13 protein-coding genes are annotated in these 15,662 nt (G+C 71.7%); 9 read left to right on the plus strand and 4 right to left on the minus strand.

Annotated elements, in window-relative coordinates; translation table 11 throughout:
• Positions 1-50 precede the first annotated feature (50 nt).
• The 3 genes from ACWD1Z_RS05905 to ACWD1Z_RS05915 all read right to left on the minus strand — a co-directional run bounded on the left by ACWD1Z_RS05905 (position 51) and on the right by ACWD1Z_RS05915 (position 2,593).
• Positions 51-989 (minus strand): beta-ketoacyl-ACP synthase III, encoded by a 939-nt coding sequence (locus ACWD1Z_RS05905; protein ID WP_451115889.1) that lies wholly within the window; start codon positions 987-989, stop codon positions 51-53.
• Between the two features lie 136 nt (positions 990-1,125).
• Positions 1,126-1,260 (minus strand): MFS transporter small subunit, encoded by a 135-nt coding sequence (locus ACWD1Z_RS05910; protein WP_451115890.1) that lies wholly within the window; start codon positions 1,258-1,260, stop codon positions 1,126-1,128.
• Entirely contained in the window at positions 1,229-2,593 is a 1,365-nt protein-coding gene (locus ACWD1Z_RS05915; RefSeq protein ID WP_451115892.1) for an OFA family MFS transporter, read from the minus strand. Before ACWD1Z_RS05915 ends, ACWD1Z_RS05910 begins: the two co-directional genes overlap by 32 nt.
• 245 nt (positions 2,594-2,838) lie before the next feature.
• Between ACWD1Z_RS05915 and ACWD1Z_RS05920 the strand changes: the two genes are divergently transcribed.
• The 6 genes from ACWD1Z_RS05920 to ACWD1Z_RS05945 all read left to right on the plus strand — a co-directional run bounded on the left by ACWD1Z_RS05920 (position 2,839) and on the right by ACWD1Z_RS05945 (position 10,699).
• Positions 2,839-3,810 carry a 2-dehydropantoate 2-reductase gene (locus ACWD1Z_RS05920; protein WP_451115894.1) on the plus strand — a complete coding sequence of 324 codons (972 nt, stop codon included), beginning with the start codon at positions 2,839-2,841 and terminating at the stop codon, positions 3,808-3,810.
• On the plus strand, positions 3,807-5,726 hold the full coding sequence (locus tag ACWD1Z_RS05925) for a molybdopterin oxidoreductase family protein (protein WP_451115895.1): 1,920 nt from the start codon (positions 3,807-3,809) through the stop codon (positions 5,724-5,726). Before ACWD1Z_RS05920 ends, ACWD1Z_RS05925 begins: the two co-directional genes overlap by 4 nt.
• Positions 5,727-5,731: 5 nt before the next feature.
• The gene (locus ACWD1Z_RS05930; protein WP_451116334.1) at positions 5,732-7,549 is read left to right on the plus strand and encodes an NADH-ubiquinone oxidoreductase-F iron-sulfur binding region domain-containing protein; all 1,818 of its coding nucleotides are present in this window, start codon (positions 5,732-5,734) and stop codon (positions 7,547-7,549) included.
• Complete coding sequence (locus tag ACWD1Z_RS05935; RefSeq protein WP_451115897.1) at positions 7,546-8,406, plus strand: 2Fe-2S iron-sulfur cluster-binding protein; 861 nt, start codon at positions 7,546-7,548, stop codon at positions 8,404-8,406. Before ACWD1Z_RS05930 ends, ACWD1Z_RS05935 begins: the two co-directional genes overlap by 4 nt.
• A 17-nt stretch (positions 8,407-8,423) precedes the next feature.
• Positions 8,424-9,272: a formate dehydrogenase accessory sulfurtransferase FdhD gene (gene fdhD, locus ACWD1Z_RS05940; RefSeq protein WP_451115898.1), complete on the plus strand. Its 849-nt coding sequence runs from the start codon at positions 8,424-8,426 to the stop codon at positions 9,270-9,272.
• 203 nt (positions 9,273-9,475) lie between these two features.
• A complete protein-coding gene (locus tag ACWD1Z_RS05945; protein WP_451115900.1) occupies positions 9,476-10,699 on the plus strand; it encodes a DUF4185 domain-containing protein in 1,224 nt (407 codons plus the stop codon).
• Here the strand turns inward: ACWD1Z_RS05945 and ACWD1Z_RS05950 are convergent.
• Positions 10,635-11,672, minus strand: coding sequence for a bile acid:sodium symporter family protein (locus tag ACWD1Z_RS05950; protein ID WP_451115902.1), 1,038 nt, complete (start codon positions 11,670-11,672; stop codon positions 10,635-10,637). The genes ACWD1Z_RS05945 and ACWD1Z_RS05950 overlap by 65 nt on opposite strands.
• 142 nt (positions 11,673-11,814) lie before the next feature.
• On the opposite strand from ACWD1Z_RS05950, the gene ACWD1Z_RS05955 reads away from it, so the two are divergent.
• The 3 genes from ACWD1Z_RS05955 to ACWD1Z_RS05965 all read left to right on the plus strand — a co-directional run bounded on the left by ACWD1Z_RS05955 (position 11,815) and on the right by ACWD1Z_RS05965 (position 15,655).
• Complete coding sequence (locus ACWD1Z_RS05955) at positions 11,815-12,678, plus strand: LysR substrate-binding domain-containing protein (RefSeq protein ID WP_451115904.1); 864 nt, start codon at positions 11,815-11,817, stop codon at positions 12,676-12,678.
• A 208-nt stretch (positions 12,679-12,886) separates the two neighbouring features.
• Positions 12,887-14,713, plus strand: a complete 1,827-nt coding sequence (locus tag ACWD1Z_RS05960) for an AMP-dependent synthetase/ligase (protein WP_451115905.1) — start codon at positions 12,887-12,889, stop codon at positions 14,711-14,713.
• 150 nt (positions 14,714-14,863) lie between these two features.
• A complete protein-coding gene (locus tag ACWD1Z_RS05965; RefSeq protein ID WP_451116335.1) occupies positions 14,864-15,655 on the plus strand; it encodes an aldo/keto reductase in 792 nt (263 codons plus the stop codon).
• Positions 15,656-15,662: the final 7 nt, after the last annotated feature.

The raw sequence follows: 15,662 nt of genomic DNA on the forward strand, positions 1-15,662 counted from the left end.
GCGGGCCGGCCTGGGCACCCCGGCCGGAGTCGGCCGTGTCGGACCCGGCGTCACGGGCAGCGGACGACCTGACCGGCGTAGGAGAGGTTCCCGCCGAAGCCGAACAGCAGCACCGGGTCGCCGGTGGTGATCTCGCCGCGCTCGACCAGCTTGGAGAAGGCCAGCGGGATGCTCGCGGCGGAGGTGTTCCCGGAGTCGGCGACGTCCTTGGCCACCACGGCGTTCACCGCGCCGATCTTCTGCGCGAGGGGTTCGATGATCCGCAGGTTGGCCTGGTGCAGCACGACCGCGGCGAGATCGGCGGGGGTGAGCCCGGACCGCTCGCAGGCCTGCCGGGCGACGGACGGCAGCTGGGTGGTGGCCCAGCGGTAGACGCTCTGGCCCTCCTGCGCGAACCGCGAGGGCGTCCCCTCGATCCGCACGGCGTGCCCCATCTCGGGCACCGATCCCCACAGCACCGGTCCGATGCCGGGCTCCTCGGACGCCTCCACGACGGCGGCCCCCGCGCCGTCGCCGACGAGCACACAGGTCGTGCGGTCGGTCCAGTCGGCCACGTCGGACATCTTGTCGGCGCCGATCACCAGGGCCCGGGTGGCGGCGTCCGCGCGGACGGCGTGGTCGGCGGTGGCCAGGGCGTGGGTGAAACCGGCGCAGACGACGTTGACGTCCATCGCGGCGGGCGAGGGGATGCCGAGCCGGGCGGCGACGCGCGCGGCCATGTTCGGGGAGCGGTCGACGGCGGTGGAGGTGGCCACCAGCACCAGGTCGATGTCGGCCGGGGTGAGGCCCGCCGCCGCGAGCGCCTTCGCGGCGGCGTGCGCGGCCAGCTCGTCCACGGGTTCGTCGGGCCCGGCGATGTGGCGGGTGCGGATGCCCACCCGGGACGTGATCCACTCGTCGCTGGTGTCGACCATGCCGGCCAGGTCCTCGTTGGTGAGTACCCTGGCCGGCTGGTAATGGCCGAGCGCGGCGATGCGCGAGCCGTTCATCGGATGGTCCCCTCATTGCTCGGGTAGCGGGATCCACCAGTCTGATCAGTGACTCACCGGTACGGCGGCAGGTGAAGTCACAGGAATCGGGCGCCCGGGTTGTCGGCTTCGGTCAGCCCCTCGGACGCCCTGACAGCTACCCGGTGAACAGCTGTGCCGCCTTCTGGACGAGTTCGTAGAGCCCGTAGCAGAGCGGTGCCCCCACCCACAGCCAGGCGAAGGCGATCAGCGCGCGCCGGTCAGGCGGACTCTGGCTGCTGTCGTGCGGCATCGGCGGCCTCCTGCCGGGGTGCGGGGATGTGGTGGCGGGGGTGGACGGGCCGGACCAGTTCATTGGCGACGAGGCCGACGACCAGCAGGCCGATCATGATGACGAAGGACAGGCCGTACAGCGAGGCACCGGTTCTGCCCGCCGCCTCCTGCCGGTCGGCGATCCAGTTCACGATCAGCGGTCCGAGGACGCCGGCGGTGGACCAGGCGGTGAGCAGCCGGCCGTGGATCGCGCCGACCTGGTGGGTGCCGAAGAGGTCCTTCAGATAGGCGGGGATCGTCGCGAAGCCGCCGCCGTAGAAGGAGAGGATCACCAGGGCGCACAGGATGAACAGCGGCTTGGAGGAGTCGCCGAACAGGGCGATGGCGGCGTACATCAGCGCGCCGGCGCCCAGGTAGAGGCGGTAGATGTTCTTCCGCCCGATCAGGTCGGAGGTGGAGGACCAGCCGATGCGGCCGGCCATGTTGGCGGCCGACAGCAGGGCGACGAAACCGGCCGCGGCGGTCGCTGACACCGTTGTCGAGGTGTCCGCGAAGAAGTCCGTGATCATCGGTGCGGCCTTCTCCAGGATGCCGATGCCCGCGGTCACGTTCATGCAGAGCACGACCCACAGGCACCAGAACTGGGGGGTGCGGACGGCTTGGTTCGCGGTCACCTGCGGGCCGGTGGGGGTCGAGCGCTCCCCCGCGGCGGTAGCCGCAGATCCAACACCGTCCCGCGCCTCCGGGTGGGTCCGCGGCACCCTGACCAGGAGGACACCCAGCGACATGAACACCGCGTACGACAGGCCGTGCACCAGGAAGGCGAGGGCGATCCCCGAGGAGTCGCTGCCGAAGGACTCCAGCATCTGCGCGGACCACGGGGAGGCGATCAGCGCGCCGCCGCCGAAGCCCATGATCGCGATGCCGGTGGCCATGCCGGGCCGGTCCGGGAACCACTTGATCAGTGTGGAGACGGGCGAGATGTAGCCGATGCCGAGGCCGATCCCGCCGACGAAGCCGTAGCCGAGGACGATCAGCCAGTACTGCTCGGTGGCCGCGCCGAGCGCGGAGAGCAGGAAGCCGGACGAGAAGCAGCACAGGGCGACGGTCATGGCCCAGCGCGGGCCGTTGCGTTCGACGAGCGTGCCGCCGAACGCGGCGGACAGGCCCAGCATGACGATGCCCAGCTGGAAGGGGAGGGCGCTCTGCGTGCCGCTGAGGCCGAGCGCGGATTCCAGGGGCGGTTTGAACACGGACCAGGCGTAGGCCTGGCCGATGGAGAGGTGGACCGAGAGAGCGGCGGGGGGAACCAGCCAGCGGCTCCAGCCCGGTGGCGCGACGGGGGGACTCATGATCCAGAACGGTAGGAACCGGCGGCGGAGTTGAGAAGCGACGCGTCGACCGTATGCGGTGAGCGGTAACCCGGGCGCGACGAGCGGTCGGACCGACCGGTTTCCGGTACGGCGCCGACCCCCGCCCGAACCTTGCCCGTACCCTTGTCGGCTCAACAAGCATACTGTAGACAATATTTCGTCGACAGAGTCTCGGCACTGTTCCCATCTCCGCGGTATCCCTCGACCGAACGGAGCTCCCCCGTATGAAAGTCGCAGTCCTCGGTGCCGGTGCGATCGGCGCCTATGTCGGTGCCGCGCTCCACCGCGCGGGCGCCGATGTGCATCTCGTCGCCCGTGGCCCGCATCTGGCGGCCATGCGGCAGCACGGCGTGCGGGTGCTCAGCCCGCGCGGCGATTTCACCGCCCGCGCGCGGGCCACCGACGACCCCGCCGAGATCGGCCCGGTCGACTATGTGTTCCTGGGTCTGAAGGCCAACTCGTACGCGGCGTGCGGGCCGCTGATCGAGCCCCTGCTGCACGACACGACCGCGGTGATCGCGGCCCAGAACGGCATCCCCTGGTGGTACTTCCACCGGCACGGCGGCCCCCACGACGGCCATCGCGTGGAGAGCGTCGACCCGGGCGGCGCGGTCAGTGCGGTGCTCGCGCCCGAACGGGCCGTCGGCTGTGTCGTCTACGCGGCCACCGAACTCGAAGGACCGGGCGTCGTACGGCACTTGGAAGGCACCCGGTTCTCCATCGGCGAGCCCGACCGGATCATCTCCGCGCGCTGTCTGGCGTTCGGCGAGGCCATGCGGGCCGGCGGACTGAAGTGCCCGGTCGAGCCCGATCTGCGCAACGACATCTGGCTCAAGCTTCTCGGCAACATCTCCTTCAACCCGATCAGCGCCCTGGCCCGCGCCACCATGCGGCAGATGTGCCGGCACGGCGGCACCCGCAAGGTGATCGAGACCATGATGGCCGAGACGCTCGCCGTCGCCGAGGCCCTCGGCTGCGAGGTGGGCGTCTCCATCGAACGCCGGATGGCCGGCGCCGAGAAGGTCGGCGACCACCGCACCTCCACGCTCCAGGACCTGGAGCGCGGCAAGCCGCTCGAACTCGACGTGCTCCTCGCGGCGGTCGTCGAGCTGGCGGAGATCACCGGCGTTCCGGTGCCCACCCTGCGCACCGTGCACGCCATCTCGGACCTGCTCGCCTTGAGGAGCGCCGCATGAGGAAACGTCAACCGAAGACCTACACCCGGCTCACCCACCCGCTCGTCCGGGACTCCCGCGACGAGCCCCTCCGGCAGGCGAGTTGGGAGGAGGCCCTGGAGCGTGCGGCCCGCGGCATCGGGCGCCACCGCGGCGCCTTCGGCATGTTCTCCTGCGCCCGCGCCACCAACGAGATGAACTACGTGGCCCAGAAGTTCGCGCGGGTCGTCATGGGCACCAACAACGTCGACTCCTGCAACCGCACCTGTCACGCCCCGAGCGTGGCGGGCCTGTCGGCGGCCTTCGGCTCCGGCGGCGGAACCTCCTCGTACGAGGAGATCGAGCACACCGACGTCATCGTGATGTGGGGCTCCAACGCCCGCTTCGCGCACCCGATCTTCTTCCAGCACGTGCTCAAGGGCATCAGGAACGGCGCCCGGATGTACGCCGTCGACCCGCGCCGCACCTCCACCGCCGAGTGGGCGGAGAGCTGGATGGGGCTGAACGTCGGCACCGACATCCCGCTGGCCCACGCCATCGGCCGCGAGATCATCCACGCGGGCCTCGCCAACGAGGCGTTCATCGAGCGGGCGACCAGCGGCTTCGAGGAGTACCGGGCCCTCGTCGAGCCCTGGACGCTCTCGCTCGCCGAGAAGGTGACCGGCGTACCGGCCCAGGCGATCAGGGAGCTGGCGCACGCCTACGCCCGCGCCGAGCGCGCCCAGTTGTGCTGGACCCTCGGCATCACCGAGCACCACAACGGCACCGACAACGTCCGCGCGCTGATCAACCTGTCCCTGCTGACCGGCCATGTCGGCCGCTACGGCAGCGGGTTGCAGCCCCTGCGCGGCCAGAACAACGTCCAGGGCGGCGGCGACATGGGCGCCATCCCCAACCGGCTGCCCGGCTTCCAGGACATCCTCGACCCCGCCTCCCGGACGAGGTTCGAGTCGGCGTGGGACACCGTCATCCAGCCGCACTACGGGCTGAACCTCACCGAGATGTTCGAGGCGATGGAGGAGGGCACGCTCAAGGCCGTCTACTGCATCGGCGAGAACCCGGCGCAGTCGGAGGCCGACAGCGACCAGGCCGTACGGCGCATGCGCCAACTGGACTTCCTGGTCGTCCAGGACATCTTCCTGACCAAGACGGCCGAGCTCGCGGACGTCGTGCTGCCCGCGACCGCCGGCTGGGCCGAGACCGACGGCACCACCACCAACAGCGAGCGGCGGGTCCAGCGGGTGCGGCGGGCGCTCACCCCGCCCGGCGAGGCGCGCGAGGACATCGACATCATCTGCGAACTGGCCGCACGGCTCGGCCACGAGTGGAAGTACGCCGACGCCGAGGCGGTCTGGAACGAGCTGAGGTCCCTCTCCCCGGACCACCACGGGATGACGTACGCACGCCTGGCGGAGCAGCAGGGCATCCAGTGGCCGTGCCCCAGCACCGAGGGAATCGAACCGCCCTACCTGCACGGCAGGTTGTGGCACGCGGACCGCGCGCGCAGGGGCCGCCCGGCGCCCTTCGGGCTGGTCCAGCACGATCCGCCGGTCGACCTCACCGACGAGCAGTACCCGATCCGGCTCACCACCGGACGGCGCCTGGACTCCTACAACACCGGTGTGCAGAGCGGCAGTTTCGCCTCCCCCATGCGGCGCGGCGAGTACGTCGAGCTGTGCCCGGAGGACGCCGAGCGCTACGGGGTCGTGGTGGGCGAGGAGGTCCGGGTGACCTCGCGCCGGGGAGCCGTGGTCGCGCCGGTGTGGATCGACACCGCGCTCCGGCCCGGGCTCGCCTTCATGACCATGCACTTTCCCGACGAGGTGGACACCAACCAGCTGACGATCGAGGCCAACTGCCCGATCGCGGGGACGGCGGAGTTCAAGGCGTCGGCGATCCGGATCGACAAGCTCCCCGTCGCGACCATCGTGAGGTGACGCAAGTGGACCTGCACTTCGGCGACAGCAAGCCGACGGACGACGAACGGGCCGCCGTCGACGCCCTGCTGGGCCCGCCCGAGTCCTCCTGGGAGGGCGCCGACCGCTCCGACGCGGACCTCAGGTGGGCGCGCGGCGGACGCGAGGCCCGCGACCGCCGGGACCTGCTGCTGCCGGGGCTGCACGCCCTCAACGACCGGATCGGCTGGATCAGCGACGGCGCCCTCGACTACCTGTGCCGCCGCCTGACGGTGCCGCCCGCCGAGGCGTACGGCGTCGCCACCTTCTACGCCGTGTTCTCGGTCAGGCCCCGCCCCGCGACCGTCCTGCACGTCTGCACCGACCTGGCCTGCGCGGCGGCGGGCGCGGCCGGCCTGTGCGCCGGCGTCGAGAGCGGCCTCGGCCCCGGCGTCCACGTCGAGCGCAGCCCCTGCCTGGGCCTGTGCGAGCGCGCCCCGGCCGCCCTGGCGATCAGGGCGGGGGACCCGGTGCGTACGGCCGTGTCGGCGCCGGCCACCGTGCCCGACGCCGTGCTCGCCGCGACCGCGCCCGACTCGGCCCCCGAGGAGCCACCGGCGGCGCTGGCGGTCCCCCAGGCCGGGGACCCGGGCCTGCTCCTGCTCAGCAGGATCGGCGTCGTGGACCCGGCGAGCCTCGACGACTACCGCGCCCACGGCGGCTACACCGCCCTGCGCCGGGCCTTCGCCCTCGGCCCGGCCGGCGTCATCCGCGAGGTGACCGACTCGGGCCTGGCCGGCCGGGGCGGCGCCGCCTTCCCCACGGGACGCAAGTGGCAGGCGACGGCGTCCCAGCCCGACCGCCCGCACTACCTCGTCTGCAACGCCGACGAGTCCGAGCCGGGCACCTTCAAGGACCGCGTGATCATGGAGGGGGATCCGTACGCCCTGGTCGAGGCGATGACCATCGCCGCCTACGCGACCGGCGCGGACCGGGGCTACCTGTATCTGCGCGGCGAGTACCCGCGCTCCCTGGCGCGCATGGAGCACGCCCTCACCCAGGCCCGCGCGCGCGGGCTGCTCGGCGAGGACGTCCTCGGGCAGGGCTGGTCCTTCGACATCGAGATCCGCAGGGGCGCGGGCGCCTACATCTGCGGTGAGGAGACGGCCCTGTTCAACTCCATCGAGGGCTACCGGGGCGAGCCGCGCTCCAAGCCGCCGTTCCCCGTCGAGAAGGGCCTGTTCGGCAAGCCGACGGTGGAGAACAACGTGGAGACGCTGGTCAACGTGCTGCCGATCCTGACCATGGGCGCCCCGGCGTACGCGGCGATCGGCACCGCCAAGTCCACCGGGCCGAAGCTGTTCTGCGTCTCCGGGAGCGTGGCGCGCCCCGGGATCTACGAGCTGCCCTTCGGCGCCACGCTGGGCGAGCTGCTGGACCTGGCCGGGGTGCGCGACGGGCTGCGGGCGGTGCTGCTGGGCGGCGCCGCGGGCGGCTTCGTACGGCCCGACGAGCGGGACATCCCGCTCACCTTCGAAGGCACCCGCCAGGCGGGCACCACCCTCGGCTCGGGCGTGGTGATGGCCTTCGACGACACCGTCCCGCTGCCCCGGCTGCTGCTGCGGATCGCCGAGTTCTTCCGGGACGAGTCCTGCGGGCAGTGCGTGCCGTGCCGGGTCGGGACCGTGCGCCAGGAGGAGGCGCTGCACCGGATCGCCGAGCGCACGGGCGCGGCGGCCGCCGGGGACATCGCCCTGCTCAGGGAGGTCGGCCGCGCGATGCGGGACGCCTCGATCTGCGGTCTGGGACAGACCGCGTGGAACGCCGTGGAATCCGCCATCGACCGCCTGGGGGCGTACGAATGACCGTGACACCGCTGGGGATCCCCCGCCGCCTGCTGGAGTTCACCCTCGACGGGGAGCCCGTGCGGGCGCCCGAGGGCTCGACGATCCTGGACGCCTGCCGGGCCGCCGGGACGGACGTCCCGACCCTGTGCGAGGGCGACACCCTGCGCCCGAAGAACGCCTGCCGGGTCTGTGTCGTCGAGGTCGAAGGGGCCCGCACCCTGGTCCCGGCCTGCTCGCGGAAGGCCGAGCCGGGCATGGAGGTCCGCACCGGCACCGAGCGCGCGCGGCACAGCCGCAAGGTGGTGCTCGAACTGCTCGCCTCCTCGGTCGACCTGTCGACGACACCGCGGGCCGCCGAGTGGATCAAGGAGTACGGGGCCGAACCGGACCGCTTCGGCCCGGACGCGGCCCGCCTGAACGAGGAACCCAGGATCGACAACGACCTGTACGTGCGCGACTACGACAAGTGCATCCTCTGCTACAAGTGCGTCGACGCCTGCGGCGACCAGTGGCAGAACACCTTCGCGATCTCGGTGGCCGGACGGGGCTTCGACGCGCGGATCGCGGTGGAGCACGACGCCCCGCTGACCGACTCGGCGTGCGTGTACTGCGGGAACTGCATCGAGGTGTGCCCGACCGGGGCGCTGTCCTTCAAGTCCGAGTTCGACATGCGGGCCGCGGGGACCTGGGACGAGGCCCGGCAGACCGAGACGACCACGGTGTGCGCGTACTGCGGAGTGGGCTGCAACCTCACGCTGCACGTGCAGGACAATGAGATCGTGAAGGTCACCTCGCCGCACGACAACCCGGTGACCCACGGCAATCTGTGCATCAAGGGCCGCTTCGGCTACCAGCACGTCCAGAACCGGAACTGATCGGGGCTGATGGGGACATGGGACGAGTCACGGAACGACGCAAGGTGATCCGGATCCGGGACGGGGCGGTATCCACCCGCCCGGACACGCTCGTCGCCGAGGAACCCCTGGAGATCCGGCTCAACGGCAGACCGCTCGCGATCACCATGCGCACCCCCGGCGACGACTTCGCGCTCGCCGCCGGGTTCCTGGTCAGCGAGGGAGTCCTCGCGGAGCAGGCAGAACTGCAGAACATCGTCTACTGCGCGGGCGCCACGGCCGACGGCACGAACACCTACAACGTGGTCGACGTGAAGACGGCGCCGGGCGTGATGATCCCCGACATCACCCTGGAGCGCAACGTCTACACGACGTCCTCCTGCGGCCTGTGCGGCAAGGCCAGCCTGGACGCCGTACGCACCACCGCCCGCTGGCCCATCGCCGACACTCCCCCGGTCCGCGTCGAGCCCGACCTGCTGGCGAGCCTCCCGGACCGGCTGCGCGCCGCCCAGCGTGTCTTCGACCGCACCGGAGGGCTGCACGCGGCGGCCCTGTTCAGCGAGGACGGGGAACTGCTCGACATCCGGGAGGACGTCGGGCGGCACAACGCGGTCGACAAACTGGTCGGACGCGCACTCCAGAACGGCGAACTGCCCCTGTCCCGCGCACTCCTGCTGGTCTCCGGGCGCGCCTCCTTCGAGCTGGCGCAGAAGGCGGTGATGGCCGGGATCCCGGTGCTGGCGGCGGTGTCGGCGCCCTCCTCGCTGGCGGTCGACCTGGCCGCGGAGACCGGGCTGACCCTCGTGGGCTTCCTGCGGGGCACCTCCATGAACGTGTACGCGGGCGAGAACCGCGTCGCCCTGCGGGCCGCGGCCACCCAGGGCTGAACGGTTTCCCCGCTGCACGACGGCGGGACCCCGAGCGGCGGGGAGCGCCCCCTGCGCCGCCTGGGGTCTCGCCGGCATCTGGGTCGGTCGCCTGGGTCCAGTGGCTCTTGGTTGGCCTGTTGGCCTCAGTTGGCCCGTTCAGGGCCGGGTGTCTTTGGAGGCACCATGGACCAGGTGCGCTCCTGCCACTAACGTCCCGGAGCGTGCCCGACGACGCACGCGTACGCCACCGCACGGGAACGGGGCTCGGTCTGCTGCTGGCCCTCGTTCTCGGCGCCGTGCTGCTCACCGCGCTCCCCGAGGACGACGACACGGACGGCGCCTGCGCACCCCGTACCGTCCGGGCCTGGTCCGCCGACCAGCGGCTCACCTCGGAGTTCGCGCGCTACGGCAACGATGCCTCGCGCACCGACGACTGGACCGGCGGCGACGGCACCCACTCGGTGCGGCTGCCGGACGGACGGGTGGTGTGGCTGTTCTCGGACACCTATCTGGGCCAGGTGCACGCCCCGCCCAACCCGGTCGGCGAGTCCTACGCCTGGCGGGACACCACGGCGCCGATGGTGCGGAACTCGGCGGTCGTGATGCGGGACGGACGGCTGGAGAGCACCCTGCCCGCCCCCCTCTTCCCCGATCCCGCGCCGGGGCAGTGGCGCTGGCCGGTCGCGGCACGCGTCGAGCCCCGCTCCCCCGGCTCCTCGGAACAGGTCCTGCGGGTGCTGCTGTGGGTGCGGACGAACGGCCAGTCGCCGTGGATCTACGGCGTGCCCACCGCCACCGAGGTCGCCACGCTCTCGCTGCCCGATCTGCGCGTCGAGTCGACGGTCAAGGTCTTCGACCAGCAGCAGGTCCCCGATCCGTCCCGGCGCGTGCTGTTCGGCACGACGCTGGTGGAGCAGGACGGCTTCACCTACGTCTTCGGCGGCGACGACGGCCGGGCGGTGTCCCGTCCGGCGTCACGGGCGTACGTCGCCCGGGTCCCCGAGGGCGGTCTCGCCGATCCGGGCGCCTGGGAGTACTGGGACGGCGAGGAGTGGGCGGTGGGCGTCCGCCCGCGCGCGGTGCTCGGGGACGAGCGGCGCACCGGGGTGGGCAGCGCCTTCTCGGTGGTGCGCGACGGGCGGACGTATGTGCTGTTCACCATGGCGGCGGGCGGGGCGGGGCTGACGACCGTGACCTCGTACTGGTCCTGCTCGCCCACCGGGCCCTGGCACGGGCCGGCCAAGGACTTCAGCCCCTCCCTGCCGGACGGGCAGGTGGCCGCGTACAACCCGCAGACCCACCCCGAACTCAGCGAGGACGGGCGGCTGGTGCTCAGCTACGACGTCAACTGGCTGGAGATTACCGGTGCCGCCGCCCAGCTCAGCCGGAACGTCGCCCTGTACCGACCGCGGTTCGTGACCCTCCGGCTGGCGGCCGGGGGGTGACCTCCGTGACGGGGTCGCGGGAGCGCCGCTTGGCGATCACCGCACACACCATCAGCTGCATCTGGTGGAAGAGCATCAGCGGCAGCACGGCCAGCGAGGCGTGCGCGCCGAACAGGACGCTCGCCATGGGCAGCCCGGCGGCAAGGGACTTCTTGGAGCCGGCGAACTGGATGGCGATCCGGTCCTCCCGGCCGAACCGCAGCGCCTTGGCGCCGTACCAGGTCAGCGTGAGCATCACGGCGAGCAGCACGGCCTCGACGGCGAGCAGTCCGCCCAGCCGGGCGGGTCTGACCTGGTGCCAGACGCCCTGGACCATGCCCTCGCTGAAGGCGGTGTAGACGACGAGCAGGATGGAGCCGCGGTCCACCAGGCCGAGGACCTTCTTGTGGCGGGTGAGGAAGCCGCCGATCCAGCGGCGCAGCACCTGCCCGGCGAGGAACGGCACCAGCAGCTGCAGCACGATCTTCAGCACGGAGTCGGCGGAGAAGCCGCCGGCGCCGCCGAGCAGGCTCGCCGCGAGGAGGGGGGTCGCGACGATGCCGACCAGCGAGGAGAAGGAGCCCGCGCAGATGGCGGCGGGCACGTTGCCGCGGGCGATCGAGGTGAACGCGATCGACGACTGGACGGTGGAGGGCACCAGGGTGAGGAAGAGCAGGCCCTGGTAGAGGGGGTCCGTCAGCAGCACCGGGACGAGTCCGCGGGCCGCCAGGCCGAGCACCGGGAAGACGACGAAGGTGCAGGCCAGCACGGTGAGGTGAAGTCGCCAGTGGCGCAGTCCGTCCAGCGCCTCCCGGGTGGAGAGACGGGCGCCGTAGAGGAAGAAGAGGAGCGCGATCGCCGCCGTCGAGGCACCGGAGGCCACCTCGGCCCCCGTCCCGCGCGCCGGCAGCAGGGCGGCCAGCCCCACCGTGCCGAGCAGCAGCAGGATGTACGGGTCGATCGGCAGCCGACGCGGCCATCGCAGGCGTTTCACTGTGCTCCACTACTTCGCTGTACGTCCGGTCCGAGGGCACGGTCGTGCCCTCCCCATCGTCCTCCCCGGCGGCCTGATCGGGAATCCGGCATACCGCTCTGACTGTCATCACGTTCCGCGATAGCCGCGCTAGTCTGGGGGCGTGTACGACCCCTCCCAGCTGCGCACGTTCCTGGCGGTCGCCCAGACGCTGAGCTTCACCCAGGCCGCCCGGCGGCTCGGGCTGCGCCAGTCGACGGTCAGCCAGCACGTACGGCGGCTGGAGGACGCCACGGGGCGGCAGCTCTTCGCCCGGGACACCCACTCGGTGGAGCTGACCGAGGACGGCGAGGCGATGCTCGGCTTCGCCCGGCGGATGCTGGAGGTCCACGAGCAGGCGGCGGCCTTCTTCACCGGGACCCGGCTGCGCGGGCGCCTGCGCTTCGGCGCGTCCGAGGACTTCGTGCTGACCCGGCTGCCGGAGATCCTGGAGGGCTTCCGGTACGAGCATCCGGAGGTCGACCTGGAGCTGACGGTGGAGCTCTCGGGCACCCTGCACGAGCAGCTGGCCGCCGGAAAGCTGGACCTGGTCCTCGCCAAGCGCCGTCCGGAGGAGCCGGGGGGCGAGCTGGTGTGGCACGACCGGCTGGTGTGGATCGGGGCGGAGCGGCTGCGGCTGGAGGCGGACCGCCCGGTGCCGCTGATCGTCTATCCGCCCCCGGGCATCACCCGCGCCCTGGCGCTGGAGGCCCTGGAGCGCCAGGGGCGGGAGTGGCGGATCGTGTGCACCAGCGGCAGCCTCAACGGCCTGATCGCGGCGGCCCGGGCGGGCCTGGGCGTGATGGCGCACTCGCGGGGGCTGATCCCGCCGGGGCTGGTCAGGATGGCGCAGCGGTCGGGGCTGCCGGAGCTGGGCCGGGTGGACTTCGTGCTGGTCCACGGGCAGCGGCGGACGGCCGCCCAGGGAGCGGCCGAGGCGCTGGCGGCGGCGATCCTGGCGGGCGGGGAGCGACTGCACCGCCGCTGATGTGCTCGTACAGATTCGGTGGAGATTACGGCACCGAAACTTACTGAACGGTCAGTTTTCTGTCCGACCTTTCCCCATGTGGGCGCATTTTCCGCCACTGACCTGTGCGTACCCGGGCCCCGCCCGGCTTTTTGCCCCCTCCCGTCCGAGAGGAGCGTGGGGTAGCTTTCACGGCTCTGTGCGGAGCGTCGAAAGCGGGGAGCGGGGTTTGCGCGAGTTCACCAACCCTCCGTCGGCGTCGGCCCCGCCGGTGGGCGGACTGGCCGACGTGGTGTTCGAGCGTGCCCGGGAGGATCCGGCGCATGTGGCCCTCGGCCGCAAGGACGACGCCGGCCGCTGGCGGGACGTGACCTCCGCCGAGTTCCGCGACGAGGTGCTCGCCCTGGCCAAGGGGCTGCTCGCCCGGGGCGTCCGGTTCGGCGACCGGGTCGCCATCATGTCCCCCACCCGCTACGAGTGGACCCTCTTCGACTTCGCCCTGTGGACCATCGGCGCCCAGGTGGTGCCGGTCTACCCGACCTCCTCCGCCGAGCAGTGCTTCTGGATGCTGCACGACGCGGAGGTCTCGGCGGCGGTCGTCGAGCACGAGGACCAGGCGATGACCATCGCCACGGTCATCGACCGGCTGCCGCGGCTGCGCGAGCTGTGGCAGCTCGACGCGGGCTGCGTCCCGGAGCTGTACGACGCCGGCGCCCACCTCGACGACGAGGTGGTGCACCGGCACCGCCAGGCGGTCACCCCCGACTCGGTCGCGACCGTCATCTACACCTCCGGCACCACCGGCCGCCCCAAGGGCTGTGTCCTGACCCACGGCAACTTCATGTACGAGGCGGACACCGTCATCGAGCGCTGGGAGCCGGTCTTCCACTCGAAGAAGGGCGACGAGGCGGCGACCCTGCTCTTCCTGCCGCTCGCGCATGTGTTCGGCCGTATGGTGCAGGTCGCCGCGGTCCGCGGGGGCGTCCGCTTCGGCCATCAGCCGCAGATGAACGCCGCCGCCCTGCTGCCCGACCTCGCCGCGTTCCGGCCGACCTTCTTCCTCGCCGTGCCGTACATCTTCGAGAAGGTCTTCAACGCCGCCCGCCGCAAGGCCGAGCAGGAGGGCCGGGCGGGCGCCTTCGAGAAGGCCGTCGAGGTCGCGGTGAAGTACGCGGACGCCATGGAGGCCAGGGCCTGGGGGATCGGGCCCGGCCCCTCGGCCGGCCTGCGCATGCAGCACCAGCTCTTCGACAAGCTCGTCTACGGCAAGATGCGGGCCGCGATGGGCGGCCGGATCCGGCACGCCATGTCCGGCGGCTCGGCGATGGACCGCCGGCTCGGCCTGTTCTTCGCGGGCGCGGGCGTGCACATCTACGAGGGCTACGGCCTGACCGAGTCCACGGCGGCGGCCACCGCCAACCCGCCCGAGCGCACCCGCTACGGCTCGGTCGGACAGCCCATCCCCGGGATGAGCGTGCACATCGCGGACGACGGGGAGATCTGGCTGCGCGGCGCCAACGTCTTCCAGGGCTATCTCAACAACCCCAAGGCCACCGACGAGGCCCTGCACGACGGCTGGCTGGCCACCGGTGACCTCGGCTCCCTCGACGAGGACGGCTATCTCACCATCACCGGGCGCAAGAAGGAGATCCTGGTCACCTCGGGCGGCAAGAGCGTCTCGCCGGGGGTGCTGGAGGAGCGGGTCCGGGACCATCCGCTGGTCGCCCAGTGCATCGTCGTCGGCAACGACCGCCCGTACATCGCAGCGCTGGTCACCCTCGACCAGGAGGCCGTGGACCACTGGCTGGCCATGCGCGGCAAGCGGCGGCTGCCCCCGGCCGACCTGGTGCGCGACGCCGACCTGGAGGCGGAGGTGCGGCGCGCGGTGGTCGCCGCGAACACCCTGGTCTCGCAGGCCGAGTCGATCCGTACCTTCCGTGTCCTCGCCCAGCCCTTCACCGAGGAGCACGGCCTGCTCACCCCGTCGCTGAAGCTGAAGCGCAGGGCGATCGAGAAGGCCTACGCCGGCGAGGTGGCGGCGCTGTACCCGGCCTGAGGGTTCAGGTCGGACTCCGTACGGATTGCGCGATCAGGAATGCATCGCGGCCCGTGATCGTTGACGATGGGAGTACCACTTGACGACAACCGTAAGGATCACGAGCTCGTGAGCAAGGTTCCCCCGATCATCCTCAACAACGGCGTCGAGATGCCCCAGCTGGGCTTCGGCGTGTGGCAGGTGCCGGACGACGAGGCGGAGCAGGCGGTCAGCACGGCTCTGGAGGCCGGGTACCGCAGCATCGACACAGCGGCGATCTACGGCAATGAGGAGGGCACCGGCAAGGCCATCACCGCCGCCGGCATCCCCCGCAAGGACCTCTTCGTCACCACCAAGCTCTGGAACTCCGAGCAGGGGTACGACACCACCCTGCGCGCCTTCGACACGTCGCTGGCCAAGCTCGGCCTGGACTACGTGGACCTGTACCTCATCCACTGGCCGCTGCCGGCCCGGGACACCTACGTCGACACCTACAAGGCGTTCGAGAAGCTGCACGCCGACGGCCGCGTCAAGGCGATCGGCGTGTCCAACTTCCTGCCGGAGCACCTCGAGCGGCTGATCGGCGAGACGTCCGTCGTCCCGGCCGTCAACCAGATCGAGCTGCACCCGCACCTCCAGCAGCACGCCTCCCGGGCGTTCCACGCGGAGCACGGCATCGCCACCGAGGCCTGGTCGCCGCTCGGCCAGGGCAAGGGCCTGCTGGAGGTCCCGGCGATCGTGGCCATCGCCCGGAAGCACGACCGCACCCCGGCCCAGGTCGTGCTGCGCTGGCACCTCCAGCTCGGCAACGTGGTGATCCCGAAGTCGGTCACGCCGTCCCGGATCCAGGAGAACATCGACGTGTTCGACTTCCGCCTGGACGACGAGGACCTGGCGGCGATCAGCGCGCTGAACGAGGACCGCCGGATCGGTCCGGACCCCGCGACGTTCGACGTCGTCTGAGCCGTCC

The organism is Streptomyces sp. NPDC002784, from assembly GCF_053592135.1.

Coding starts and splice junctions, on each gene's coding strand:
- ACWD1Z_RS05925 (WP_451115895.1), top strand. CDS start 3,807: ATGAGGAAACGTCAACCGAAGACCTACACCCGGCTCACCCACCCGCTC.
- ACWD1Z_RS05965 (WP_451116335.1), top strand. CDS start 14,864: ATGCCCCAGCTGGGCTTCGGCGTGTGGCAGGTGCCGGACGACGAGGCG.
- ACWD1Z_RS05915 (WP_451115892.1), bottom strand. CDS start 2,593: ATGAGTCCCCCCGTCGCGCCACCGGGCTGGAGCCGCTGGCTGGTTCCC.
- ACWD1Z_RS05910 (WP_451115890.1), bottom strand. CDS start 1,260: ATGCCGCACGACAGCAGCCAGAGTCCGCCTGACCGGCGCGCGCTGATC.
- ACWD1Z_RS05905 (WP_451115889.1), bottom strand. CDS start 989: ATGAACGGCTCGCGCATCGCCGCGCTCGGCCATTACCAGCCGGCCAGG.
- fdhD (WP_451115898.1), top strand. CDS start 8,424: ATGGGACGAGTCACGGAACGACGCAAGGTGATCCGGATCCGGGACGGG.
- ACWD1Z_RS05920 (WP_451115894.1), top strand. CDS start 2,839: ATGAAAGTCGCAGTCCTCGGTGCCGGTGCGATCGGCGCCTATGTCGGT.
- ACWD1Z_RS05935 (WP_451115897.1), top strand. CDS start 7,546: ATGACCGTGACACCGCTGGGGATCCCCCGCCGCCTGCTGGAGTTCACC.